At 41.0% G+C, this 24552-nt stretch carries 25 protein-coding genes, 1 other RNA gene and 1 pseudogene; 4 read left to right on the forward strand and 23 right to left on the reverse strand.

Annotated elements, in window-relative coordinates; genetic code table 11:
- The first annotated feature begins 47 nt into the window (after positions 1-47).
- Positions 48-695 carry a YigZ family protein gene (locus LMU01S_RS03370; protein WP_056959868.1) on the forward strand — a complete coding sequence of 216 codons (648 nt, stop codon included), beginning with the start codon at positions 48-50 and terminating at the stop codon, positions 693-695.
- A 45-nt stretch (positions 696-740) separates the two neighbouring features.
- Here the strand turns inward: LMU01S_RS03370 and LMU01S_RS03375 are convergent, their stop codons facing one another.
- From LMU01S_RS03375 to groES, 4 genes are all read right to left on the reverse strand, one after another.
- Positions 741-1835, reverse strand: coding sequence for a glycosyltransferase family 4 protein (locus tag LMU01S_RS03375; protein WP_039936040.1), 1095 nt, complete (start codon positions 1833-1835; stop codon positions 741-743).
- Positions 1836-1998: 163 nt separating this feature from the next.
- Positions 1999-3828 (reverse strand): potassium transporter KimA, encoded by a 1830-nt coding sequence (gene kimA / locus LMU01S_RS03380; protein ID WP_061773553.1) that lies wholly within the window; start codon positions 3826-3828, stop codon positions 1999-2001.
- A gap of 174 nt (positions 3829-4002) precedes the next feature.
- Positions 4003-5619, reverse strand: a complete 1617-nt coding sequence (groL, locus tag LMU01S_RS03385; RefSeq protein ID WP_056959872.1) for a chaperonin GroEL — start codon at positions 5617-5619, stop codon at positions 4003-4005.
- A gap of 47 nt (positions 5620-5666) precedes the next feature.
- Positions 5667-5951, reverse strand: a complete 285-nt coding sequence (groES, locus tag LMU01S_RS03390) for a co-chaperone GroES (protein ID WP_004048331.1) — start codon at positions 5949-5951, stop codon at positions 5667-5669.
- A 207-nt stretch (positions 5952-6158) separates the two neighbouring features.
- Between groES and LMU01S_RS03395 the strand changes: the two genes are divergently transcribed.
- Positions 6159-6797: a CPBP family intramembrane glutamic endopeptidase gene (locus tag LMU01S_RS03395; RefSeq protein WP_056959874.1), complete on the forward strand. Its 639-nt coding sequence runs from the start codon at positions 6159-6161 to the stop codon at positions 6795-6797.
- Between the two features lie 37 nt (positions 6798-6834).
- Here the strand turns inward: LMU01S_RS03395 and LMU01S_RS03400 are convergent, their stop codons facing one another.
- The gene (locus LMU01S_RS03400; RefSeq protein ID WP_056959876.1) at positions 6835-7464 is read right to left on the reverse strand and encodes a redox-sensing transcriptional repressor Rex; all 630 of its coding nucleotides are present in this window, start codon (positions 7462-7464) and stop codon (positions 6835-6837) included.
- Between the two features lie 169 nt (positions 7465-7633).
- On the opposite strand from LMU01S_RS03400, the gene LMU01S_RS03405 reads away from it, so the two are divergent.
- Positions 7634-9592 (forward strand): ABC transporter ATP-binding protein, encoded by a 1959-nt coding sequence (locus LMU01S_RS03405; protein WP_056959878.1) that lies wholly within the window; start codon positions 7634-7636, stop codon positions 9590-9592.
- Positions 9593-10068: 476 nt separating this feature from the next.
- On the opposite strand, the gene tsaD is transcribed toward LMU01S_RS03405, so the two are convergent.
- The 3 genes from tsaD to tsaB are packed head-to-tail and all read right to left on the reverse strand — an operon-like array spanning position 10069 to position 12387.
- Positions 10069-11100 carry a tRNA (adenosine(37)-N6)-threonylcarbamoyltransferase complex transferase subunit TsaD gene (tsaD, locus tag LMU01S_RS03410; protein ID WP_056959880.1) on the reverse strand — a complete coding sequence of 344 codons (1032 nt, stop codon included), beginning with the start codon at positions 11098-11100 and terminating at the stop codon, positions 10069-10071.
- On the reverse strand, positions 11079-11681 hold the full coding sequence (gene rimI, locus LMU01S_RS03415; RefSeq protein ID WP_056959882.1) for a ribosomal protein S18-alanine N-acetyltransferase: 603 nt from the start codon (positions 11679-11681) through the stop codon (positions 11079-11081). The genes tsaD and rimI overlap by 22 nt, the downstream gene beginning before the upstream one ends.
- Positions 11665-12387 carry a tRNA (adenosine(37)-N6)-threonylcarbamoyltransferase complex dimerization subunit type 1 TsaB gene (tsaB, locus tag LMU01S_RS03420; RefSeq protein WP_004048342.1) on the reverse strand — a complete coding sequence of 241 codons (723 nt, stop codon included), beginning with the start codon at positions 12385-12387 and terminating at the stop codon, positions 11665-11667. The genes rimI and tsaB overlap by 17 nt, the downstream gene beginning before the upstream one ends.
- A gap of 204 nt (positions 12388-12591) precedes the next feature.
- Here tsaB and LMU01S_RS03425 point away from each other — a divergent pair, with 204 nt between their 5' ends.
- Positions 12592-13569 (forward strand): asparaginase, encoded by a 978-nt coding sequence (locus LMU01S_RS03425; protein WP_004048344.1) that lies wholly within the window; start codon positions 12592-12594, stop codon positions 13567-13569.
- A gap of 49 nt (positions 13570-13618) precedes the next feature.
- Here the strand turns inward: LMU01S_RS03425 and LMU01S_RS03430 are convergent, their stop codons facing one another.
- From LMU01S_RS03430 to LMU01S_RS03500, 15 genes and pseudogenes are all read right to left on the reverse strand, one after another.
- Entirely contained in the window at positions 13619-14359 is a 741-nt protein-coding gene (locus tag LMU01S_RS03430) for an acyl-[acyl-carrier-protein] thioesterase (RefSeq protein ID WP_056959884.1), read from the reverse strand.
- Positions 14360-14373: 14 nt separating this feature from the next.
- Positions 14374-15255, reverse strand: coding sequence for a 16S rRNA (cytidine(1402)-2'-O)-methyltransferase (gene rsmI, locus LMU01S_RS03435; RefSeq protein ID WP_056959886.1), 882 nt, complete (start codon positions 15253-15255; stop codon positions 14374-14376).
- The gene (locus LMU01S_RS03440; RefSeq protein ID WP_010689434.1) at positions 15255-15605 is read right to left on the reverse strand and encodes a DNA replication initiation control protein YabA; all 351 of its coding nucleotides are present in this window, start codon (positions 15603-15605) and stop codon (positions 15255-15257) included. The genes rsmI and LMU01S_RS03440 overlap by 1 nt, the downstream gene beginning before the upstream one ends.
- Before the next feature lie 21 nt (positions 15606-15626).
- A complete protein-coding gene (holB, locus tag LMU01S_RS03445) occupies positions 15627-16619 on the reverse strand; it encodes a DNA polymerase III subunit delta' (RefSeq protein WP_056959888.1) in 993 nt (330 codons plus the stop codon).
- Positions 16620-16741: 122 nt separating this feature from the next.
- Positions 16742-17065 (reverse strand): cyclic di-AMP receptor DarA, encoded by a 324-nt coding sequence (gene darA, locus LMU01S_RS03450; RefSeq protein ID WP_056959891.1) that lies wholly within the window; start codon positions 17063-17065, stop codon positions 16742-16744.
- Positions 17066-17075: 10 nt separating this feature from the next.
- Positions 17076-17708, reverse strand: coding sequence for a dTMP kinase (tmk, locus tag LMU01S_RS03455; protein WP_056959892.1), 633 nt, complete (start codon positions 17706-17708; stop codon positions 17076-17078).
- 124 nt (positions 17709-17832) lie between these two features.
- The gene (locus LMU01S_RS03460; protein WP_039936044.1) at positions 17833-18072 is read right to left on the reverse strand and encodes a YaaL family protein; all 240 of its coding nucleotides are present in this window, start codon (positions 18070-18072) and stop codon (positions 17833-17835) included.
- A gap of 14 nt (positions 18073-18086) precedes the next feature.
- Positions 18087-18686 carry a recombination mediator RecR gene (gene recR, locus LMU01S_RS03465; protein ID WP_004048359.1) on the reverse strand — a complete coding sequence of 200 codons (600 nt, stop codon included), beginning with the start codon at positions 18684-18686 and terminating at the stop codon, positions 18087-18089.
- A gap of 20 nt (positions 18687-18706) precedes the next feature.
- Positions 18707-19021, reverse strand: coding sequence for a YbaB/EbfC family nucleoid-associated protein (locus LMU01S_RS03470; RefSeq protein WP_103050398.1), 315 nt, complete (start codon positions 19019-19021; stop codon positions 18707-18709).
- An 18-nt stretch (positions 19022-19039) separates the two neighbouring features.
- Positions 19040-20776 (reverse strand): DNA polymerase III subunit gamma/tau, encoded by a 1737-nt coding sequence (gene dnaX / locus LMU01S_RS03475; protein ID WP_056959894.1) that lies wholly within the window; start codon positions 20774-20776, stop codon positions 19040-19042.
- Between the two features lie 76 nt (positions 20777-20852).
- Positions 20853-20939, reverse strand: an RNA gene (gene ffs / locus LMU01S_RS03480) — signal recognition particle sRNA small type.
- A 63-nt stretch (positions 20940-21002) separates the two neighbouring features.
- Complete coding sequence (gene tadA, locus LMU01S_RS03485) at positions 21003-21455, reverse strand: tRNA adenosine(34) deaminase TadA (RefSeq protein WP_010689444.1); 453 nt, start codon at positions 21453-21455, stop codon at positions 21003-21005.
- Between the two features lies 1 nt (position 21456).
- A complete protein-coding gene (locus LMU01S_RS03490) occupies positions 21457-22062 on the reverse strand; it encodes a class I SAM-dependent methyltransferase (RefSeq protein ID WP_056959896.1) in 606 nt (201 codons plus the stop codon).
- A 125-nt stretch (positions 22063-22187) separates the two neighbouring features.
- Positions 22188-23645, reverse strand: a pseudogene (locus LMU01S_RS03495) (glycoside hydrolase family 1 protein).
- Positions 23646-23733: 88 nt separating this feature from the next.
- On the reverse strand, positions 23734-24165 hold the full coding sequence (locus LMU01S_RS03500; RefSeq protein WP_056959898.1) for a PH domain-containing protein: 432 nt from the start codon (positions 24163-24165) through the stop codon (positions 23734-23736).
- Positions 24166-24552 lie beyond the last annotated feature (387 nt).

Raw genomic sequence — 24552 nt, forward strand, 5'->3', positions numbered from 1 at the left:
AGGGGGAAGCTATATCCTTTTGATTTCACAATATAGCTATATTTTTCTTGGATAAACCATATCTTACCTTAAAACAAGATGGTGTGATCGAGATCGTGATCAAAAAATCGCAATTCATCTGTACTATCAAACGAACTGAGACCGAAGAAGAAGCGCGGGACTTTATCGATGAGATCAAAACCAAACATCGCAAAGCCACCCATAACTGTTTTGCCTACACTTTAGGCCTAAATGACGAGATCCAACGGGAAAGTGACAATGGTGAGCCTTCTGGGACGGCTGGTGTACCGATGTTGGATGTTCTCAAGAAAAATCAGGTGCATAATGTTTGTGCCGTAGTGACACGTTACTTTGGCGGCATCAAGCTAGGGACTGGTGGCTTGATCCGTGCTTACGGTGGCGCTGTTGCCCAAGCGCTAAAAGAATTAGGGATCGTTAAACGGGTCGTACAAACTGAACTTTCACTAAAGGTCAGCTATCCACTATTAGGCAAGTTGCAAAATTATCTGGAAAGTCAGCCGGTATTTACCTTAGCGACCAACTACACAGAAGAAGTCGAAGTCCTGATCGCAGTCGATATGGATCTTGCTAACGAACTGATGACTAAGATCACTGATCTGTTGAATGGTCGTGTAACGATCACAGTCGGGGAAAATCGCTATCACGAGATCGATTTTGATCCCCATCAAGCCTAAAAAATACGCCACCCCAGGTCAAGGGTGGCGTATTTTTTATGTAATTCATCTATGTTCAAATAAATGGCTGACTTTCAAAACTAAATATTTGATCCCGTTCAATAACGGCTGGCGTGTATCACCAACTAAGCCGATCGCCTCAACAAATAGTTCCAATCCAAACAATGTTGCGACTGTCAGTAAAATCGAACCCCATAAATTAGACAGCGGGTACAACAAGGAAATAAACGAAAAGATCAAGGCGATCCCATAGATCACCAATACGGTCTGGCGATGGGTCAACCCCATCTGCATCAAACGATGGTGCAAGTGATGCTTATCGGCTTGCGAGATCGGTTTCTTATTCAAAAGTCGACGTAAGATCGCATATAAAGTATCCGTAATTGGAACTCCCAAAATGATCACTGGGATGATCAACGTGATAAAAGTTGCATTCTTCAAACCATAAAGTGAGAAAACAGAGATCATAAAACCGATAAATAGTGAACCGGTATCGCCTAAATAGATCTTAGCAGGATGAAAATTATATGGTAAAAAGCCCAATAAAGCAGCTACCAAGGTCGCCATCATGATCGAAATAAATGTCGACGTCACATTTAAGAAGAAATATCCCGTCAAAGCACTAGTCGAAAGCGCAATGATCGCGACCCCTGTAGCTAAGCCATCCAACCCATCGATCAAATTGACTGCGTTAGTGATCCCTAAGATCCAGATCAACGTTATCGGTAAACTAAACCAGCCTAGAGAAACAACTCCAAGAAACGGTAAAGTCAAAGTCGTCATTTTGATATTAGCGATAAAATAAACTACCAACGCTGCCAGTGTGATCCCTAAAACTTTTTGGCGCGGTTTCAATTCAAAAATATCATCGATCATCCCTGTCATAATGATCAAGCTTTGAGCCAACAATAAAGCGACTAGTTGGCTTAAGGGATATTGATCGCGTAATAAAAAGAAATTTGTCGTATTAAACGCAACAAAAATGGCTAACCCCCCCATAGTCGGCATCGGTATCCGATTAACTCGCCGAGCATTGGGATTATCAACTGCTCCGATCCGAAAAGATAAACGCCGGACCAACGGAGTCAGCACTAAAGCTAGGACAAATGTTGCTAATAACGACGCAAGGATTTTGTACATATAGCGTCCTCTTTCCATCAAATCCTCAAAGACTGAGAATTCATTATCAGCTAAAAAGCTTATAATTCAAGTATCATTTTACCATAAACCAACGAATGGGTCATTTTTTGCATAAAAAAATTAAAAAAGGGACGTGAAATAAACCTTCCACGTCCCTAATAGCTTATTTTTTCAAGTGGTAGCTATAGGTCGACACGATAATATTTTCGTGGGCCCCTAAAGCTGACCGCAAGCGTAAACTCGTCTGATTATGCAAGATATTTTGCCAAGGTTTTTTCGGTACAAATTGCGGTACCAAAACCGTCAACGAGTAATTGCGTTGCTTAGCATCCTTAGCGATCACATCGCAAAAACGCAAAACTGGTGGCACGACTGACCGATATGAAGAATGCAGATCAACAAAGCGTACATCAGGAAATGCCATTTTGAATTCCTGCGCTGTTTCGTGTTCTTTTTTAGGATTAGTATCAAACGAAACATGCATTGCGATCACATTATCACTGATCGAACGTGCATAGTTGATCGCTCCGGTCGTTACGTGTGTGACCGAGCTAACTAGCACGATGACCGTTGAACCGGAATAATCATGCAATTGTTGTTCTTCACTTAAGCGCAATTGAGCCGCTACAGTAATATAATGACTATGGACCTTATAAAACCCAAAGAGTAGTACTGGCATAATGATCAAATATGGCCAAACATTATCAAAGTGTAACCAAAATAAAAAGACCACTAAAGCAAAGGAGATCACTGCTCCTAATAGATTAAAACAAGAATTTAAGATCCAATGTTTGCCCTTGTGGCGCTTCCAATGGATCAACATTCCTGATTGTGAGAGAGTAAATGGTACAAAAACCCCGACTGCATACAATGGGATCAACAAATTAGTCTGACCGTTAAAGATAAAGATCAACACGATCGCCCCGATCGCTAATGCAATGATCCCATTGGAATAGCCTAAGCGATCACCTTTATCCATAAACATATGGGGCATAAATTTATCTTTGGCCAAGTTATAAGCTAAGATCGGGAAGGCCGAAAAGCCGGTATTAGCTGCCACTGCCAAGATCATAGCCGTCGATAATTGCAATAAATAGTAGAAAATACCGTGACCAAAAACAGCACCGGCGATCTGAGAAAGCACTGTTTGTTTAGGATCTGGCAAAACACCTAGATAATAACTCAAAAAGGTGATCCCACTAAAGAAGACCGCTAAGATCAACGACATGATCGCTAACGTATTCGCCGCATTACGCTTTTTAGGCTCTTTAAAATTAGGCACTGCATTACTGATAGCTTCTACCCCAGTCAATGAAGATGAACCAGCTGAAAAAGCTTTTAAAAACAGCAATAATGACATCCCTGGTACTGCATCACCAATATGAGCTGCGGCTGAATATTGGATCTTACCTGTTGCAATATTAAATAAGCCCAAGGCGACCATCGAAACGATCATGATCACAAAAAAGTACACTGGGACCGTCAAAAACGAAGCTGATTCGCGCATCCCGCGTAAATTCAATGTCATGATAAATAAAACGATCAAAACAGAGATCAAAACACTGTGTGCTTGTAAGCTCGGGATCGCTGATGTAATAGCTTCTGTTCCTGATGTGACTGAAACAGCCACGGTCAGCATATAATCAACTAAAAGTGATCCACCGGCAACTAAGCCTGCGCTTGTCCCCCAATTTTTGGTCGCAACTACATAAGCTCCGCCTCCAGAAGGATAAGCATTGATGATCTGACGATACGACATCGTGATCGCAAATAACAAGAGTAACACGATCCCAGCAGCTGGTAGTGCATACCAGGTCGCAGCAGCCGATAAAATAAATAGTGCTGTTGTGATCTGTTCTGTCCCGTATGCCACTGATGACAACGCATCTGAGGAAAGCAAGGCCAAAGCTTTGAATTTAGTCAAAGACTGCCCACTTTCTTCAGCGGTTTTTAATGGTTGTCCGATCAATAATCTCTTTAAATATCGATACATAAACAGAAAAACCCCTTTTAGCTAGTTAGCCATTTTGATAGCTACTAGCTGATTAGATTTTAAATTCAAAATTTCTAGGTCACTTCAAAAAGTAACAGTTGAATTTTACACCAATCTCACAAAAAAAGCACCCTAAATTTTTAGGATGCTTCAAAAAATTTTGATCTAACTTGCTTACATCATTGGCCCTTGTGGCATTTGAGCTGCAACATCATTGTTTTCTTCTGGCTTATCAGCCACAACTGCTTCAGTTGTTAACAATAAAGCTGAGACAGAAGCCGCATTTTGTAGCGCTGAACGAGTTACTTTAGTTGGATCAACGATCCCAGCTTCGATCATATCGACCCATTCATCAGTAGCAGCATTATAACCGATGCCAGCTTTTTGTTCCTTGAGCTTTTCAACGATCACAGAGCCTTCTTTACCAGCGTTGATCGCAATTTGACGAACTGGTTCTTCAAGGGCACGTTTAACAATGTTGATACCTGTTTGTACATCACCAGCTTCACTCAAAGCAGCTACATCATCGATCACATCGATCAAAGCTGTCCCACCACCAGGAACAAAACCTTCTTCAACAGCTGCGCGTGTAGCATTCAAAGCGTCTTCGATCCGGTATTTGCGTTCTTTTAATTCAGTCTCAGTAGCAGCCCCGACTTTGATGACCGCTACCCCACCAGCTAATTTAGCTAAACGTTCTTGGAGTTTTTCTTTATCAAATTCAGAGGTCGTTTCAGCGATCTGCTTTTTGAGTTGTTCAACACGTTCAGCGATCTGTGCTTTATCTCCAGCACCTTCGACGATCGTTGTATTTTCTTTTGTAACTGTTACACGACCAGCTGTCCCTAATTGATCTAAAGTCGTGTCCTTTAATTGAAGACCGAGATCATCTGTGATCACAGTTGCACCAGTTAAAATAGCGATATCTTGTAACATTTCTTTACGACGATCACCAAAACCTGGAGCTTTAACTGCTACCACATTGAATGTCCCACGGATCTTGTTTAAAACAAGCGTTGGCAAGGCTTCACCATCAACATCGTCAGCGATGATCAACAATGGACGACCTTGTTCAACGATGGATTGTAACAATGGTAAAACTTCTTGGATGTTAGAGATCTTCTTGTCAGTTACCAAGATATATGGATTTTCAAGATCTGCTTCCATCTTGTCATTATCAGTTACCATGTATTGAGAAAGGTAACCGCGATCAAATTGCATACCTTCGACAACATCTAGTGAAGTATCGATCCCTTTGGATTCTTCGATCGTGATCACACCGTCATTACCGACCTTTTCCATGGCATCAGCGATCAATTTACCAACTTCTTCATTAGCTGAAGAGATCGATGCGATCTGAGCAATATCACTCTTAGATTCAACTTTATGTGACATCTTGTGCAAAGCATCTACCGCAGCTTTAGTAGCCAACTCGATTCCGCGCCGGATACCTACTGGGTTAGCACCAGCCGTCACGTTTTTCATTCCTTCGTTAACGATCGATTGTGTCAAAACAGTAGCTGTTGTAGTCCCATCACCAGCAATATCATTAGTTTTTGAAGCTACTTCGGCTACAAGCTTAGCACCCATATTTTCAAAATGATCTTCTAATTCGATCGCCTTAGCGATCGTTACACCATCATTTGTGATCGTTGGTGTACCGTATGATTGTTCTAAAACAACATTGCGCCCCTTAGGACCGATCGTTGATTTTACAGTATCAGCTAACTTATCTACACCAGCAAGCATTTTTGCGCGTGCATCTTCTGAAAACTTGATTTCTTTTGCCATTTCCAATTCACCTCATACGAATTAAGTTCAATGTTTACTTATTATATTTATTCCACAACGGCAAGAATATCTTTTTCGTGCATTACTAAATATTCTTGGCCTTCAAATTCAACTTGAGCACCAGCGTACTTGTCAAAAACGACAACATCACCGACTTTAAGTGTCATTTCTAATTTTTTGCCATCATCAAGGATACGTCCCGTACCAACAGCAACAACTTTAGCTGTTTGTGGTTTTTCTTTAGCACCGCCGGCTAAGACGATCCCTCCCACAGTTTTTTCTTCTTCTTTTTCGACCTCTAAAATCACGCGATCTCCTAATGGTTTAAGCACGTTATATCCCTCCAAATTCTTTTTAGCACTCTAACAACTTGAGTGCTAATCGATTACAACTATTACTATACTAACTTTACTTTTAAATTGCAAGCATTTTATCACTCGCACCCCCAGAGTGCTAAAATATTTTTGAAATTAGTTTGAATAAATAGCGGTAAAAACATATAATCTAACTATGAAACTTTATAGTTAGGATCTTTATTGATGAAAAAAAAGTTACAATTAAATTCACTTATCATTTTAAGTGTCTATTGTGGCACAATGACTTTGATCCCTTTATTATGGATGATCTTCAAAAATGCCTGGTATTACCCAGTCGTGACCGTTTTGGAGCTCATTGGTTGTGGGACGATGCTCTACTTGGCGCATAAATTTTCTTTTAAGGATCGTTTTTTGCGCGCTTCAAAAAAACTTGCACTTCGCCAAGAAATTTATTACATTATCTTTGGTACACTAGCGCTTATTTTGTGGCAATGGCTCAGTTCATATATAGAGAGCGCGCTTCTCGGACAGCCCAGCTATTCGGCTAATACTGGTTATCTTTTGACGGTCCTTACCAAATATCCATACTATCTGGTAAATATTGTCATCTTGGCTCCGATCATGGAAGAATTTGTCTTTCGCAAGGCCTTATTTGCTAATCTTAGCTCCGTGATCGATCCGATCGGAGCTGCCCTTGCCTCTAGTTTGCTTTTTAGTTTTGCTCATCAAGATGGACATTATCTAACTTATGCTGGCATTGGACTAGTGCTTTGTTTTCTATATGCTAAGACGGGCCGCTTACGCATCACGATCTTATCCCATAGTTTAATGAACTTGCTTATTATTATAAGTGCTTGGTAACAAAAAGGATGTGTGCACCACACATCCTTTTTCATAGTTATTCAAAGTGTTGCAAAAAATAGATCAAAGTCTGCAATTCATTAGTTAGATCGACATTTTGGACGCGAACATCATTAGGGACCGTGATCCGCAAAGGAGTGAAGTTCAAGATCCCCTTGATACCGGCTGCAACTAATTCATCCGTCACGCTCTGAGCTTTATCCGCTGGAACAGTCAAGATCGCGATCTCTATTTGCTGTAGTTGGAGTTGCTCTTGCATATCTTCCATCGGATAGACTGGGATCCCGCTTTGGATCAAACCGGTGATCTTTGGGTCAATATCAAAAGCCGCACTGATCCGTGCGTTATTGCTCTTGTGAAAGTTATAATTCAACAACGCATGGCCTAGATTGCCCACTCCGATCAAAGCTACATTATTTAATTTATCTTGCCGTAGCGTCTTTTTGAAAAATGCTTGCAAGCTTGCGATATCATAACCATAGCCACGCTTGCCTAAAGCACCAAAATATGAGAGATCACGTCGGATCGTTGCTGGATCGATCTTAACAGCTTCCGCTAATTCAGTCGAAGAGGCATGCTTCTTACCAGCATCCGCTAAAATGTTGAGATAACGGTAATAGATCGGCAAACGTTTGGCCGTTGCCTTAGGAATATTTGGGGTCACCATCTAGTTTCTCCTCTCAGATTGATCAATATGATAAATTTTAGCATAACAACTGTACTAAAGAAATTAAAAAATTGTAAATTAATTCACAATATAGCCAATAAATGCTGTTTTGGCGCGGTTTTATTTTTTTAACTTTGTGAATCGACTAATTATTCAAGTAGGTGAAAAAATGATTTTATTACAAGCACAACAAGTCGCTCGCCATTTTGGGGCGGATGTCTTGTTTGAAAATATCGATCTTGATATTCAGGAACATTCTCGGATCGCTTTGGTCGGAAAAAACGGTGCCGGTAAATCGACACTTTTAAAAATGATCATCGGACAACAGGCGCCTGATGAAGGCCAGATCGTAACAAAAAAAGGCTTAACAATAGGCTATCTTGCCCAAAATACGGGACTTGAATCTGATAAAACGATCTATGAAGAAATGCTCAGCGTCTTTGATAATTTACGCCAAATGGAACAAGATCTCCACAGATTAGAGGCTAAGATCGCTGATCCAAATGCTGAGCATGCCTCTAAAGCTTATCAACAACTACTAAATCGCTATGATCAACTATTGCATGATTTTAAAGAGCAAAACGGCTATGGTTATGAAAATGAGATCCGTTCTGTTTTACACGGTTTTCATTTTTATCCAGCAGATCTTGACCGCCCGATCGCCTCGCTTTCTGGAGGCCAAAAGACCCGCCTAGCTTTGGCTAAACTCCTTTTGGAAAAACGCCATCTTTTGATCTTAGACGAACCGACTAACCACTTAGACATCGAAACTTTAACTTGGTTAGAAGGTTATATCCAAAATTATCAAGGCGCACTCTTGATCGTTTCTCATGACCGCTATTTTCTAGATAAGATCGTCAATGAGGTTTATGAGATCACACATGGTAAAGCTCACTATTACAAAGGAAATTATTCTAACTATATCACTGAACGCGAAAAAAGAGCTCAGTTAGCGTGGAAGAACTATGAAAAACAACAGGCCGAGATCCATAAACTTGAAGATTTCGTCAACAAAAATCTCGTGCGGGCTTCTACAACTAAACGCGCTCAAAGTAAACGTAAACAGCTTGAAAAAATGGATCGCCTCGCTCGTCCTGAAGGTCCCGAAAAAAATATGCATTTTCGCTTCAAAGCCGAGCAAGAAAGTGGCAATGTCGTTTTAACAGTCAGTGACGGTGCGATCGGCTATGACGGTCAGATCATTTCTGAACCGATCAACTTTGAGCTGCGCAAGCGCCAAATCTTTGCAGTTGTAGGACCAAACGGGATCGGTAAATCGACCTTATTAAAAAGTATTCTTGGTAAACGCCCTTTCATCAAAGGAAAAGCTACATTTGGTACCAATGTTCATCCCGGTTACTACGATCAAGAACAACACAATCTTCACCCACAAAAAACCGTCTTAAATGAACTTTGGGATGATCATCCAACGACACCTGAAAAAGATATCCGTTCGCTCTTAGGGAGTTTTCTTTTCAGTGGCGACGATGTCAAAAAGACAGTGCACAGTCTATCTGGGGGCGAAAAAGCCCGTTTGTTACTGACAAAACTTGCGATGAAACACGATAATTTCCTAATTCTAGACGAGCCGACCAACCATTTAGATATTGACAGTAAAGAAGTCTTAGAGCAGGCTATCAAAGAATTTGATGGCACGATCCTCTTAGTCTCACACGACCGTTATTTCATCAACAAAGTAGCTACCAGCGTCTTAGAGATCGCTCCAACGGGTAGCACACTTTATCTAGGTGATTATGACTATTATGTAGCTAAAAAAGAAGAACAAGCTGAGTTGGCTCAAGCAAAAGCCAAAGAAACTCAGGCTCCAGTCGTAACTAAAAAAGAGCTCTCTGCAGGAAAACAAAGCTATGCTCAAAGTAAAGAGCAGCAAAAAATGGAACGCAAACTCACACGTAAAGTCGCTGAATTAGAAGCTAAAGTTGAAGAACTCGATGAAAATAAGACCAAATTAGAACAAGCGATGGCATTACCAGAAAACTTCAATGACCTCGATAAGATGGCAAAATTACAAGCACAGCTCGAAACACTCACGACCCAATTAGCCCAAGCAGAAACAGCTTGGGAAAATAGTAGCCTGGAACTGGAAATTTTCAAAAGTGAAAACTAGAGCACAAAACAGATAACTTCTAAACATTGACCAACAGGTATCTTTAAACTCACAAACCTAAAAAGAAGAAGATCACTCGAATTTTTTGAAAATTTTGAAAAATTCGGATGGTCTTCTTTTTGTTTTTATTATTTGGTGATATTTTTGAACTACTGGTAGACATTTTTCACATATTCAATGCCATTAACGCTATTTCCATTTGTCGATTTATCTTTTTCTTACTTCAGTCAACCACATGGCAACAATCTTTTCATAGAAAGTCGCCATGTAGAAACTGAGTTGATTTATGTTATAATCACTGCGCATGAGTTTATCTGCTTTCTTTTTTGGGGATAGACTACGGGGCATCAGTCCTTTTTATTTATAGTATACAAAGACGGTCGTAAATGAACAATTTTTTAAGTCCATTTACGACCGTTTTTTGAAGCCTTATGGTCACAGCCTCGTGTTATTCGTAGAGCTTATTCTTAATTTACCTAGGCTTCTTCTAACCAGTCAAATTCTAAACTTGGATCAGCATTTAGATCTAGACCAGCAAATATCTTATCCTTGTAAGCCGCATAACCAGCCGCTCCGATCATCGCTGCATTATCACCACAAAGTTTCAAAGGTGCTTTTAATAATTCAACATCTTCAAATTGTTTCAACTCTTCATCTAAACGATCACGTAAGCCTTGATTAGCTGCCACACCACCAGCCAAGATCAATTGTTTGACCGGATAATTCTCTAATGCCCTGACTGTTTTTTGAGCTAAAACATCAACGACGCTTTGTTGGAAACTAGCAGCCAAGTCAGCCTTATCCAAGGACTCTTTTACTTGATCAGCATGATGGACCGTATTGATAAAGGCACTCTTTAATCCACTAAAACTAAAGTCATAGTTGTCTTCTTTTTCCATTGCACGTGGGAAAGCAAACGTGTCTTTTCCTTTATGCGCTAATTCATCTATCTCTTTTCCAGCTGGATACGCTAAGCCTAAAACACGCCCGACTTTATCATACGCTTCCCCCGCTGCATCATCACGCGTCTCACCAATGATCTTAAAGTCATTTGGTCCAGCAAGATAGACTAATTCCGTATGTCCACCTGAGACAAGTAACGCTAAGGCTGGAAATTTGATCTCACCAGCAAAATTGGCAGCATAGATATGCCCTGCCATATGATTTACTGGGATCAAGGGAAGATCATGTGCAAAAGCGATCATCTTAGCGGCTGTGACCCCAACTAATAATGATCCCACTAAACCTGGACCGTAAGTCACAGCTACAGCATCCAAGTCGTCATAAGTCACATCTGCTTCTTCTAAGGCATCCGCAATACATAAAGTTATCTGTTCGATATGGTGCCGACTAGCCACTTCGGGAACGACGCCGCCAAAACGCTTGTGGCTCTTGATCTGGGTCGCGACGATATTTGATAAGATCTTATTACCATTTTCGATCACTGCAACGCTCGTCTCATCACAGCTTGATTCAAAAGCCAAAATCAAATTCTGATTTTTTTCCATCCTTTTTCAACTCTCTTTTTTAAATTTCTATTTACCAAGTTATAGCTATATTCTAGTCCATCTTCATCTTTGTAATAAGCATTTTTAACAGCTACTTCTTTAAAACCTGCTCGTCTATATAGCGCTTGTGCTTCTAAATTGCTACGTCTGACATCTAAACTCAAATGGCGGCACCCATATTTTTTAGCTTCAGTCTGCAAAGTCTCTAACATCATCAGACCTAAGCCTTGACGTTGATATTTTGGTAAAACTGCAATGTTAATCACATGCGCTTCACTAGGTCCGTAAGTAAAGTCACATCCTGCAAAAGCTACCATGCGATCTTCATAGCGCACAACGATATAAAGGGAGGTCAGTTTATTTTGAATATGCTTTTCAAAATCTTCGTAGCTCCAAGGTTGATCTCCCGCATATACTGCACTTTCGATCTCAAGCATTTCAGCAATGTCGGGGACGATCGCACGACATATCAAATAATTTTTATCCTCAACGACTATATTATGACAACCAAAATCTAAATTAGGTCTTGCTTGAACTGGTTTTAGCAACGTCAAAAGTTTATCTTTATACTTTTTCAACATAAGAATCCGCTTGATCCTTTCCAGGGTGTTTTTCCATCCATTGTACTTCTGCTTGTGTCAAACGTAAATAATGTGGCACAAATGTCAAAGTATCCGCTACAGGGCGATCTTTACCCAAAAGTCCTAACAAATATGCACTCGGATAATCATCTTTAGGAGCACTAAAACGATAATTATCAGCTGTCAGAAGTTCTTCAAAGCGTTCACGATAAACTTTGGCATCTCCGATCAAGCAAACTTTTTTATCCTTTAAGAATTCGCATAACTCAACGACTGAGAGATGTTGATCAGGTAAAACTTCAACTAGCTTGCCTGCTTTATTTTGATAAACACCGACAAAAACATTTTCCCGACGCGCATCAAAGATCGGTACTAAAAGTTCAGCCGTATCATTTTGACAATTAGCTGCCAAAAGTTCTAGACTTGAAACTCCAACTAATTCCTTATTCAAAGTAAATGCTAGCGTCTTAGCAGCCGTCACTCCGATCCTAAGTCCAGTGTATGAACCTGGTCCGGCAGAAACAACGATCCGGTCAAGATCTTGTGGTGTCGTATCTGACTTTTGGAGCATTTCAGAAATGATCGGCATCAAAGTCGTACTGTGCTTTCGCGCCATATTGAGCGTTGTTTCTGCTAATAACGTATCATCTTCTAAAACCGCCACGCTCAAAGGACGATTTGAAGTATCCAAGGCTAATATCTTCATCTTGCAGCTAACTTCCTTTTATCTATTCTTATTACTTAAAATCACAATGAATATCTTAACATAAATCATTACAGAAAAAAGCTTTTATTTCAATTAGACAGCCTATCGACATTCATTGGTTTAATCGTTATAATAAAAAAACGGTATTTTGCTAATTTTGTGCATCACTAGCATTACTGGTGCACCTAGAAAGGAAGACGCAAAATGAAAAAAATTCTTATTTTGCACACCGGTGGTACGATCGCAATGTCAGAAGATAAAAACGGTGCGGTCGCTCCCGGAAAAGAAAATCCCCTCAATCAATTTAAGAACCCTTTTGGTGCTGATTATGAACTCGTGATCGAAAACATCTTCAATATTCCTTCACCCCATATGGACCCCGCTAATATGCTCGTATTGCAACAGCGGATCATTAAAGCCTATGAAAATGAAAATATCGATGGTGTCGTGATCACTCACGGAACGGATACCCTTGAAGAAACAGCTTATTTTCTCGATCTGACTATCCCATTTAAGCTGCCGATCGTCTTGACTGGAGCGATGCGTTCGGCTAATGAGATCGGTTCTGATGGCTTGTATAACTTCAAAACAGCGATCTTGACTGCTGCTAGTCCGGAAGCTAAAGGCATGGGCGTCTTAGTGGTCATGAACGATGAGATCCACACTGCTCGCTATGTGACTAAGACTCATACCACTAATGTTGCGACTTTTAGAACGCCAACTTTTGGTCCGATCGGGCTGATCTTACGTGATGAAGTGCGTTTTTTTGAAAAATTACTCCGCCACCGTAGTGTTTTGCTCGATCATGTAGTTGACCACGTTTATCTTTTCAAAGCATATGCTGGAATGGATCCAGAATTACTTGAGATCGCGCTCAATGAGCAAACTAACGGCGTCGTGATCGAAGCTTTGGGTGCGGGGAATCTTCCACCTAAAGTTTTACCTGTGATCGAAAAATTACTGGCTAAAAAGATCCCCGTAGTGCTTGTATCCCGGAGTTTCAACGGGATCGCCCAAGATGTTTATGCCTATCCTGGTGGAGGCGTCCAGCTAAAACAAATGGGCGTCACCTTCTGTCACGGCTTAAATGGTCAAAAAGCTCGGATCAAACTCTTAGTCGGGCTAAGCGCTGGACTAAGTGGTGATGAACTAGCCGATTTTGTTTCAGATGCTGTTTCTTAAATAAAAAATGAGAGTGTAAGCACCGTATTGCTCACACTCTCATTTTTTATTATCTCCAAGTCACTTGCGCACTACAACTCAAAGTCCCATCAGCCATATAGATCTCGTGTAATGTGGTCAATTCGTCTTTTGAACGAAGTAATTCCACTTTACTAGTGCAAGTTTGCCCATAATTCAATTCATGTTCATATTTGATATTCAAAGCTACGGGCTCATGTTCCATTAAAAAATCTTTATCTAAAACATCTAGCATCCATTCGATATAATGAACATTGTTGACATGATGATTACTATCGATATCAAAATACCGCACACGATAATCTTTGGCTAGCTCGACTTCTTCTAACCGTTTAGGACTGGCTAAACGTTCGATCGATCTGAGCGGTTCAGGACCAAAAGGTGCGATCACATCAGAGGTTATTCGCGTGATCTTTCGTGTTTTTAGATCAAGCAATACAAAAGCAGTATGCATCTGGGCTAACACTTCACCTTGTTCATCCCGAAGCCAAAAATCACGGTAACAAAAATAGCGATTGTAGGCCGTTGCTTTGGTTTCGATCACAACTTTTTCATCACGTCTAGGTAACCGAGTGACCGAAAGCAGGTGCTGTGTGATCACCCAACCATGACCTTGCGCATTTAATTTTTCTTCCGGCATCCCGACAGCTTTTCCTTGCGCATAGGAAGCTAACATCATCAAATCGACTAATTTGCCTAGGCTCAATTTACCAGTAGGGTCAGTTTCATAGTAAACGATCTGATGGGGCAACCGATATATATTTTCTGTCATTGTCTTATTTGTCCTTATAATTGATGATATTTGTTATAAACATCTTGTTTTTTCAAACCATTTAATTTTGCGACCTCTTTGATCGCTGCATTAGGTTTCAACTGTTTTTGGGCGATCAAAGTTGCCACTTGCTCAGCTAATGGCAACTCCAGTAAAGGATCTGCTTTTTTAGCTTTAGGGGCACTATTGCCTTGGACCACGATCACAAATTCACCCCGGATCTCTTCTTTGGTAGCCCATTTTACCGCATCAGCTAACGTACCACGCAAGAACTCTTCATAGCGCTTGGTCAGCTCGCGGCACAAAGCGATCTTACGTTCAGGACCAAAAGCAGTTTGCATTGCCAGCAACGTCTTTTTCAAACGGTGCGGTGATTCATAAAAGATCAGCGCACAAGTTTGTTGCTCTAACTGCTCTAAAACTTCCCGTTGCTCATTTTTCTTCCGGGGTAAAAAGCCATAAAACATAAAGGGTTGAGGCGTTATCCCTGAAGCGATAAGTGCGCTCAAAGCCGCATTTGCTCCCGGCAGTGGAACGACAGAAATATCAGCTTGAATACAAGCTTTGACCAATTCATGTCCTGGATCACTGATCGAAGGCATCCCTGCATCGCTTACTTGGGCCAGATCTTGTCCCGCCTGAAGTTTTTCGATCAAATACGGGATCCGTTCTTGCGTATTATGCTCATGAAAACTGATCTGCGGTGTTTTGATCTCAAAATGGTTCAATAAACGTAGCGTATTCCGCGTGTCCTCAGCACAGATCAGATCCACATTTTCTAAGATCTCAAGTGCCCGAAACGTCATATCTTGTAGGTTTCCGATCGGTGTCGGTACTAAATACAACGTTCCCTGCTCGTTTTTTTCTCTAAAACTACTCTTTTGCTTAATTGACATTAGTGTCGCTCCCCATAGATAACATCTTGACAAAAGACACACGGTTCATCGTTTATCCGCCGTGAGCCATACATGTTGTCTACATTACAAACATGGAAGCCTTCTTCGTAAAGTTTTTCCAAATTTTTACGTGACTTGGAAAGACCGGCTTCTTCATTGCTTGTCTCTTGTGTTTTCTTTTGTTCTAATTCGTGAAGTCTTTCACGTAGATGCTGATTTTCGATCTCTAACTCTGCATTTTTCTCGATGATCCGTGTCATCTCTTCTTTCACGCTCGCCAACATCGCTTGTACATCGCGTGACATTTCTTCCATATTTTCAAAATTGTCATATAATTCGCGTTTATCCACAAAATCACCTTCAACCTGTTATCATGCTTGATACCAACTGCATAAATTCAAAGTCAGCGCCTCTAAGATACTCTGAAATGAGACATTGACCGCTCGTTGCTGTTTAGTCGAAAGGACGGCTTCAACGGCGCGGATAGCCCCATTTTCTGGGATCTTTAAATTTTTTTCATTGAGCTCTTTACTATACATTATAAAGGCAACGTCCTCATTTTTACCATATTTTAACAATAAAATATCACGTGTTAATAAGACTATCAACTGTAATAACCGATCTTGGCTAGTTTTATCGGTCGCATATGGCATCAATTTGGTCTGGACCCCTACAAAAGCACGCCAATCATTTCGTAAAACTTGATTAAACCACTCCCAAACATTGGCGAGTAATTTATTAAAATCTTCATCACCATCAAGTTCTTGGGCTTCTTTTTGACTATTGGTCAGATGTGCTAATAAATTAGCCTTATCTGCCCCGATCCCTTTAGTTTCTAACCTTGCAACCAATTTCTTTAATGTCAGCGAAGACAATTCAACTAACTGACACCGGGAGATGATCGTTGGCAAGATCTGGTTTACACTATCTGTCAATAAAAAGGCCGTTACATCGCCACTTGGTTCTTCTAAAAATTTCAACAGACTGTTAGCGGCACTGATCGTCATCTTTTCAGCATTTTGAATGATAAAAAGCTTCCGATTGCTCTCGACCCCACTTTTGACGAATTCAGCTTTCAAATATCTGATCTGGTCGACTTTGATCGAATTTCCTTCTGGCTTGATCTCGACTACATCAGGTTGATTATTTTGGGCGATCCGCCGACACTCATTGCATTTTAAGCATGGATAACCGTTTTGCTTTTGTTTACAAAAAACGGCTTGGGCGACCCAATGAGCTAGCTTGTTTTTTCCTGTCCCCCGTGGACCAGAGAATAAATAAGCATGGGCCAATTTTTTATTGTCCACCAATTTGGCAAAGTGCTTTGTCAAACGTGGTTGGAGCTCGATGATCGACTGTTCCATAAACTTCAACTATATCAAATGTGGCGCCATCAAGACTGGATGACTAGAAAAAATATAGTTTTCCCTTCTTAAATTATTTCTTGTTATCAGTTGCACATTTTTTCTTTCTAACTGATCTATTCTTAAAAATGAAAGAACTGCTCGACCGGTAAAACGAAAACGGTGGCCCCACCGACTTCGATCTCGACCGGATAAGTCCGCTCAACTTGACCTTCAACATTCACTGGCGGTGTAAGGTATTCCGCGCGTTTAGAGGATATATGCTTGATCAATGCTAAAACTTCAGCTACCCGATCATCTTCGATCCCGATCATAAAAGTCGTATTCCCCGACCGTAAAAAACCACCAGTCGTTGCTAACTTGGTCGCTCTAACATCAGCTTCAACAAAAGCATTGCTCAAATTATTGCTATCTTTATCTTGAACGATCGCAATGATCATTTTCATTTCCAAACACCTAGTTCCTAACGGGAATTTTACTACTTAAGACCAGCTCGACCTCAGCTATCACATCAGCAAGTTTTTGGCTGGCATCGATCGTCACGATCCGCTCATTTTCAGTAGCGAGTTTTTGATAGGCGCGATAGACAGTCTCATAAAATGAGAGTGCTTCTTTATCCAAACGGTTAACTTCATCTTGACGATTCTGCTTGATCCGTTCCAGCCCTAGTCTCGGTTCGAGCGCTAAGTAAATGGTCAGATCTGGCTCTAATCCAGCTGTTGCAAACTGATTCATCTGTTTTACTTCAGCTACTCCAATACCGCGCCCAGCCCCTTGATAAGCTAAAGAACTATCGACAAAACGATCACACAACACTACTTTTCCCGCTTCTAAGGCCGGAAGCACTGTCTCGACCAAATGTTGACGCCGTGCAGCAGCGTATAATAAAGCTTCAGTTCGGGCATCCATTTCAGTGGATCTCTCATCTAAAATAACATTGCGGATCTGTTCTGATATGCGATTACCACCTGGTTCACGCGTCCGTAAATAATCGACCTTGGTAGTTTTTAACTTGGCTTCGATCGCGTTTAGGACACTAGTTTTCCCTGATCCATCAGTACCTTCAAAGGTAATAAAAAATCCGTTCACTTGTAAAACCCCATTTTCATTTATTGATTTTATTGTACTGTAACATTTGCTGGCTGTCCACGACCCCATTTTTTCAAAAAGAAAAAGCCTGCCACTTCAGTTGGACTGCTTGACAGGCTAATTTTTAATAATTGATCACTGACGCTTGAATATGGCCCTTGACCTGACGATATTTAGCTTCACGATAGAGAAACTCATACTTAGCACGAGCTAGACTAACTTCAGCCAACAATTCATCATCAACGTCATAGACTGCAGCTGCAGTTTGGCGGGCTTGATCCCAATCCAACTTAGCTTGATCAATATCTTCTAATAATAATTCATTAAAAGAGCGTCTAAGTTTTTGCTTATTTCTTTTAAACATCAACTTCACCCCAACTAGATCTCTTGGCGGTTTTTCACCGCATTATACAATGTCATCTCATCAGCATACTCAATATCACTTCCGACCGCTAAGCCGTGTGCTAAACGAGTTGTCATGATATTAGCTGGTTTGATCAACTTCGAAATATACATCGCCGTTGCTTCACCCTCAGGCGTTGCATTAGTCGCCAAAATGACTTCCTTGATCTGACTATTTTGCTGGAGCCGTCGTAGCAAACTGGTGATATTAATGTCTTCAGGTCCTTTACCTTCGATCGGCGACAAAACACCATGTAAAACATGATATAAGCCACGATATTCTTGCATTTTTTCCAAAGCCATCACATCCTTGACTTGCTCAACTACGATGACTTGACTTTGATCGCGGGTCTTATCCGCGCAGATCACACACGGATCATTTTCCGTGATATTGCCACAAATGCTACAGTAACTGAGATCTTTTTTAGCTGCGACCAGTGCTTTAGAAAAAGCAACGACCTCGCTTTGCTCCATGTCGATCGTAAAAAAGGCCAAGCGAGTTGCGGTCTTTTCACCGATCCCTGGGAGCTTTAGATAACTATCGATCAACTTAGCGATCGGTTCAGGATATTGCATCGTCTAACCTTCTTTCACGCTTAAAAGCCAGGCATGTTGCGGGAATATTTACCCATTGTCTTTTGTGTTTGGTCATCGATCTTAGCCATCGCATCGTTAACAGCCATGATAACTAGATCTTGTAACATATCAACATCATCTGGATCAACAGCTTCTTCTTTGATCGCAATATCAGTCATCTTGTGATCACCAGTAAATTTGACTACTACCGCATCATCAGAAGCATGCCCTTCAAAGATCGTTGCATGTAATTCTTCTTGATCCTTTTGCATTTGCTTTTGCAATTTTTGCATTTGTTTCATCATACCTTGCATGTTCATTCCACGCATCATAATAAATCATCCTTTCAAATTCTAATCATTTTTGACTTCAACTAGTTGTTCCCCAAAGAGCTCTTGGGCCTTGGCAACAACTTCTGGCACAACTGGCTGTGGCGGTGCTTGAATCACTTGTTCATCACTTTCAGGTGCTTTTTGCCTGACATCACCATGTTCACTCAAATAGTTACTTCTGATCTCAGGCCAACGGTTACCTGGGATAAAGATCAAATGGGGCGCAACACCAAGTAAACGACTCAAGCCATTCCCTAAAACATCTTGGAGTTCTTGATTTTCAAGGGCACGTTGGCATAAGATGTCGTATTCAAAACCGATCACGATCCCATCTGGGCTAGCTGCGACTGGCTTGGCTACTTGCATCATTGCACGTTGAGTCACATTTAACATGTTCATCAGATCGCCCCAAACTTGACGGACCTGCATCAAATCTTGCTTAGAAGCTTGACCTAAGACTTCATAGATCTTACTCAAGTTCAACTTCAACTCACCATTTTGCTTAGTAGCTTTACGGTTTGATCTTGGTGGTGTCTGTGTTTTAGCAGGTACACCCGTGGTCTGAAGCTGTTTGAAACTTTGCTCCAATGCGTTGAGTTGCTTTTGTAACTGTGACATTTTAGCATCAGTTGCTGGATCTGAAGTGACTTGCGTTGTGAGTGGCGCACTTGTGGCCTGTAGCCGTGACAATTTGACCGTCAGCACTTCTAAATAGATCGCTTCATGAACAGTAAAACGCATATTTTCTTGTTGCTCATTTAAAATATCGATCATTTGATAGAGCTGTTCTGGATCGACCTCACCTGCGAATTTTTTAAAATCATCATCGAGCATCCCTAACTCGCTTTCTTCGACGAGTTTTGGTGCTTGTTGGTACAATAAAAGATCACGGCAATAATTGATCAGATCCTCGATCAGACGCTTGGCATCCTTGCCATCTTCCAAGATCTCATGGATCGTAGCTAAAGCACTACTCGTATCTTTAGCCACAACTTGATGTAGATACTTAGTCAAATTATCGCGGGTGACACTTCCGGTAACAAGTAGCGCATTATCCAACGTCACTTGATTATCCCCAAAAGATAACACCTGATCTAAAATACTCAACGCATCCCGCATCCCACCTTCAGCAGCCTTGGCGATCACTTTGAGTGCTGCTTCATCATAGGCAAAATCTTTTTGCTGTAAGATATATTCCATTCGTTTCAAGATCGCTTGTGGGGTGATCCGGCGAAAATCAAAGCGCTGTGTCCGCGAAATGATCGTCGTTGGGATCTTATGTGGCTCGGTCGTCGCCAAGATAAAGACGACATTAGCGGGTGGTTCTTCTAACGTTTTTAGTAATGCATTAAAAGCTCCGGTCGACAGCATGTGAACTTCATCGATGATATAGACCTTGTAATCCGCTTGTGTTGGAGCGTATTTAGCCTTATCGCGAATATCTCGGATCTCTTCGACCCCATTATTTGAGGCCGCATCGATCTCGATCACATCATTTAACCGTCCCGCCGTGATCGCCTTACAAGTCTCACATTGATTGCAAGGTTCACCGTCTTTTTGGTTTTGGCAGTTGATCGCTTTGGCAAAGATCTTAGCTGCCGAAGTTTTCCCAGTTCCCCGCGGGCCGGTGAATAGATAGGCATGTGTCGTTTGCTTTGTCAACAACGCATTTTTCAGCGTTTTCGTGATAAATTCTTGCCCTACAAGATCACTAAAAACTTGCGGACGCCAGACACGGTATAAAGCCTGATAGCTCATCAACCATTGCTTCCTTTCTTTTTCAGTTTAAAAAAAAATCTCGATCAACGTTAAATGACCGAGAGCCTAATTTCATATTAACTTAGGGCACATGCTGAACCAAACTTAGTGCTGCTTCCTTCCGGACCTGACACGCTTCGTAAGGACAACATTGCCCTAAGGCCTTACGGCATATTCTATATTACATGAAATTAAGTAAAATTTCCAGTCTTTAAATCAATTATTTTTATTTTTTACGCAAATTTGCAAAAAAATCACTTAGGATCTGCGCACATTCAGCTTGGAGCAATCCCTTTTGCACCTTGACTTGATGATTGAAGCGCGGATCCGTCAGTAAATTCATCAAAGTTCCAGCTGTACCAGCCTTTTCATCGGCTGCACCATAATAAACTTTAGCGATCCGCGAATTGATGATCGCTCCACTACACATTGGACAAGGCTCTAGTGTCACATATAACTCAGCTTCTGGTAAGCGCCAACTGTCCAACACTTGATTAGCCTGAGCGATCGCGATCATCTCGGCATGTTTTTCTGCTTGCTGGGTCGTTTCACGCAAATTATGGCCTCGCCCGATGATCTGACCTTGATGCACTATGACACAACCGATCGGGACTTCGCCTAAAGCTTGAGCCTTCTTAGCTTCAGCTAGAGCAGCTTGCATAAACTCTTCTCGTTTCATTTTAGCTTTCTTTCACACTCTGTAAAATGAAATAACCCTTATCTTTTAAGATAACTTCACAGTTACCAAAGACGGCTGCCATTTTCTTCTTCGCAGATGGTGCCCCTTGCTTTTTTTGTAAAACTGCAACTAACTTACCCCCGACAGCGAGATGCTCTTTGGCAGCTTCCAAGATCTCATGTACGATTGCTTTTCCGGCTCTGATCGGCGGATTAGTTACGATCAACTGATAATCTGTCTTCGTCACATTTTCATAGATGCTTGACGCAAAAATATTGACATTTTCGATCTCGTTTTGTACTGCATTTTTTTGAGCTAATTCTAACGCTAATTCATTGACATCGACCATATCGACTGTCACACTAGGCACTTTTTTAGCCAAAGCTAAGCCGATCGGGCCATAACCACAACCAACATCTAAGATCGCGCCCGTAAGCTCGGTCGTTGCTAAAGCATTCAACAAGACGCGTGAGCCATAATCAACTGTATTTTTAGAAAAGACCCCATTATCTGTTACAAAAGCAAGATCGTGTCCCAATAGTTCAAAATTCCAGTATTTCTCATCGTGTTCGACATTTGGATTCTTTGAATAATAGTAGTTTTCCATTCAGTCACCAAATTTCCTTTTCAAGTTATCTTCACGCTCTTAATTATATCATATCTAGTTTTAGCCTTTGCTTACAAGACAATAACAAAAAACTAAGGACAGGGCTTAACCTATCCTTAGTTTGCTCAATCAAGGTCTTTACCATTAGTTGCGATCACTTTTTGATACCAATAAAAAGAGTCTTTAGGGATCCGCTTCAAACTTCCCTTACCCTCGTCATCTTGATCAACATAGATAAAACCATAGCGTTTTGACATTTCAGACGTTGAAAACGAGATCAGATCGATCGGTCCCCACATCAAATAGCCAAGTAATTTTATTCCATCAGCGATCGCTTCTTGCATCTGTTCGATATGCGCCCGCAAATAATCAATTCGGTGATCATCATGGATCTTGCCATTGCCATCTGGGACTTCGAGCATCCCGATCCCATTTTCAACAATAAATAATGGCACCTGGTAACGATCCCACAACTCGTTTAAAGATATCCTAAGACCCACGGGATCGATCTGCCAACCCCAAGGAGTTTCTTCTAGATACTTGTTCTTTAGTCCATGTGAAAAGTTACCTAATTTTTTCTCTTCTGCTGCAGCTGTCACAGTCGACATATAATAGCTAAAGCTCAAATAATCAACTTTACCTTCTCGTAGAACTGCTTGATCGCCAGGTTCCATTTTGAGCGTGATCTTGTGTTTAGCAAAGAAACGGTTCATATAGTTAGGATACTCTTCTCTGACCTGGACATCAGTACAAAATAGATTTTGGTCATTTGCTTGCTGAGCAGCTAAAACATCGGCTGGATCAGTCGTTGCTGGATAAGTCTGCATCCGAGCCACCATACATCCCATTTTATCCTCTAGTTCCATCTCATGTAATTGCGTTGTTGCTAAAGCACTAGCAATAAATTGATGATGTAGAGCTTGATAGCGTTGTTGTAACTTTTCTTGCTCTGTCAAACCATCCTCCAGCGCCCCAGTTTCATGGAACCCCCATGCACCAGTATTGATCTCATTGAAAGTGATCCAATACTTGACCTTATCTTTATAGCGTTCAAAAACAGTTTGCGTAAAGCGTGTAAAATCACTGATAGCTTCTCGACTGGCCCAGCCATTGTATTTTAAGGTCAAACCCAAAGGCATCTCATAGTGCAATAAGGTCACGACCGGCTCAATGTTATACTTTTTCATTTCAGCGATCAAATTATCATAAAATCTCAGACCTGCTTTATTTGGCCGCTTTTCATCACCATTCGGAAAGATCCGAGCCCAGGCGATCGAGATCCGTAACGCTTTAAAGCCCATTTGCGCAAATAATTTGATGTCGGCTGGATATTGATGATAAAAATCTATCCCCCGGCGTTTAGGATAATCACCTACTGTTTTCTCCGCTAGTGCTTTTTTAAGGGAAGCTTTTGTCACATTTCCCATTGAGATCTGACGCCTATCAGTGGCCTTTTTTACGACTTCGGCAGTCGTCAGTCCCTTGCCATCAGTATCAAAGGCCCCTTCGATCTGATTTACCGCTGTAGCACCACCTCATAGAAAATCTTTTGGAAATGTGTGTGGATAATCTGTTTGATACATCTTGCTTACCTTCTTTATCATTAACTCACTTTGAGCGTAGCACTTTTAGGCACATAAAAAGCTGCAGTTTTACCTACAGCCTTTAGTCTTATTCATTTATTCGTTGCCGATTTGCCAATGCTAATTCGGATAAGTAACGATAGAGTGGCAAGATATCGATCCGCTTAGGAAATTCAAATTTCATCGTTGTCAAATTTTCCTTATGTGGCTTTTGATAAACATTTTCTAAAACAGTCACTTTGATCTCACTGTCATCGATCCCAAATCCCGCTGTCTCGATCGTCACATCAACGATTCCATCTAAATAGATCGTGTGGTAAGCAGTCTTTTTACCAGTTGCCCCCTGTTTATCAACAAAAATCATCCGGTAATTTGTAAAGATCAAGGCATCACGAACCAGTTTATAGCCACTGCTGATCGTTTCTTCTGTCAGTAAGAAATCACCATATTCCTGGGTCAATTCACGCACACTGACTTCAGAATAATTTCCCAAGGCACCCTGGACTAGATTTTTAAACATTTGACTCATCCTTTCACAAAATCGTTCATATCTTGATGATAAAAGATTTTAGACAGATCAGCTACTAAAAAGCCTTCTGAAGTGTTTGAAACAAATTTTAGATGACTTTACTGTGTTATCTAAAGTCTATGAAGTTTTAAAATTAGGGGGACATTTGGGGGCACAAAAAACAACCCCAATCAGCGAACCGAGCGGGCACATTCATCTAGTGACGATCTTTCAACCAGTCATAGATGATACTTGATACAAGATTGACTAAGATAGCCAAGATCAAGCTTAGAATTGAAGTGAGCATGGGGACATCTCCTGCTTAGCGAACTGGTTACTCGCAACCTTCTTACCTTCCAACAAAAAGTTGGAGGGTAATTTTTTTGCACTCGCAGTTTG

Origin of the sequence: Ligilactobacillus murinus DSM 20452 = NBRC 14221, from assembly GCF_001591685.1 — a bacterium.
Taxonomy (GTDB): Bacteria; Bacillota; Bacilli; order Lactobacillales; family Lactobacillaceae; genus Ligilactobacillus; species Ligilactobacillus murinus.

Bases quoted from the DNA above. Each gene is read 5' to 3' on its own strand.
- LMU01S_RS03405 (WP_056959878.1), top strand. From the start codon at position 7,634: ATGATTTTATTACAAGCACAACAAGTCGCTCGCCATTTTGGGGCGGAT.
- LMU01S_RS03500 (WP_056959898.1), bottom strand. From the start codon at position 24,165: ATGTTTAAAAATCTAGTCCAGGGTGCCTTGGGAAATTATTCTGAAGTC.
- rimI (WP_056959882.1), bottom strand. From the start codon at position 11,681: ATGTTGAAAAAGTATAAAGATAAACTTTTGACGTTGCTAAAACCAGTT.
- darA (WP_056959891.1), bottom strand. From the start codon at position 17,065: ATGAAAATGATCATTGCGATCGTTCAAGATAAAGATAGCAATAATTTG.
- LMU01S_RS03430 (WP_056959884.1), bottom strand. From the start codon at position 14,359: ATGACAGAAAATATATATCGGTTGCCCCATCAGATCGTTTACTATGAA.
- tsaB (WP_004048342.1), bottom strand. From the start codon at position 12,387: ATGAAGATATTAGCCTTGGATACTTCAAATCGTCCTTTGAGCGTGGCG.
- LMU01S_RS03395 (WP_056959874.1), top strand. From the start codon at position 6,159: ATGAAAAAAAAGTTACAATTAAATTCACTTATCATTTTAAGTGTCTAT.
- tadA (WP_010689444.1), bottom strand. From the start codon at position 21,455: ATGAAACGAGAAGAGTTTATGCAAGCTGCTCTAGCTGAAGCTAAGAAG.
- groL (WP_056959872.1), bottom strand. From the start codon at position 5,619: ATGGCAAAAGAAATCAAGTTTTCAGAAGATGCACGCGCAAAAATGCTT.
- LMU01S_RS03375 (WP_039936040.1), bottom strand. From the start codon at position 1,835: ATGTACAAAATCCTTGCGTCGTTATTAGCAACATTTGTCCTAGCTTTA.
- holB (WP_056959888.1), bottom strand. From the start codon at position 16,619: ATGGAACAGTCGATCATCGAGCTCCAACCACGTTTGACAAAGCACTTT.
- tsaD (WP_056959880.1), bottom strand. From the start codon at position 11,100: ATGGAAAAAAATCAGAATTTGATTTTGGCTTTTGAATCAAGCTGTGAT.
- dnaX (WP_056959894.1), bottom strand. From the start codon at position 20,776: ATGAGCTATCAGGCTTTATACCGTGTCTGGCGTCCGCAAGTTTTTAGT.
- rsmI (WP_056959886.1), bottom strand. From the start codon at position 15,255: ATGTCAATTAAGCAAAAGAGTAGTTTTAGAGAAAAAAACGAGCAGGGA.
- LMU01S_RS03460 (WP_039936044.1), bottom strand. From the start codon at position 18,072: ATGTTTAAAAGAAATAAGCAAAAACTTAGACGCTCTTTTAATGAATTA.
- kimA (WP_061773553.1), bottom strand. From the start codon at position 3,828: ATGTATCGATATTTAAAGAGATTATTGATCGGACAACCATTAAAAACC.
- LMU01S_RS03400 (WP_056959876.1), bottom strand. From the start codon at position 7,464: ATGGTGACCCCAAATATTCCTAAGGCAACGGCCAAACGTTTGCCGATC.
- LMU01S_RS03490 (WP_056959896.1), bottom strand. From the start codon at position 22,062: ATGGAAAACTACTATTATTCAAAGAATCCAAATGTCGAACACGATGAG.
- recR (WP_004048359.1), bottom strand. From the start codon at position 18,686: ATGCAATATCCTGAACCGATCGCTAAGTTGATCGATAGTTATCTAAAG.
- LMU01S_RS03425 (WP_004048344.1), top strand. From the start codon at position 12,592: ATGAAAAAAATTCTTATTTTGCACACCGGTGGTACGATCGCAATGTCA.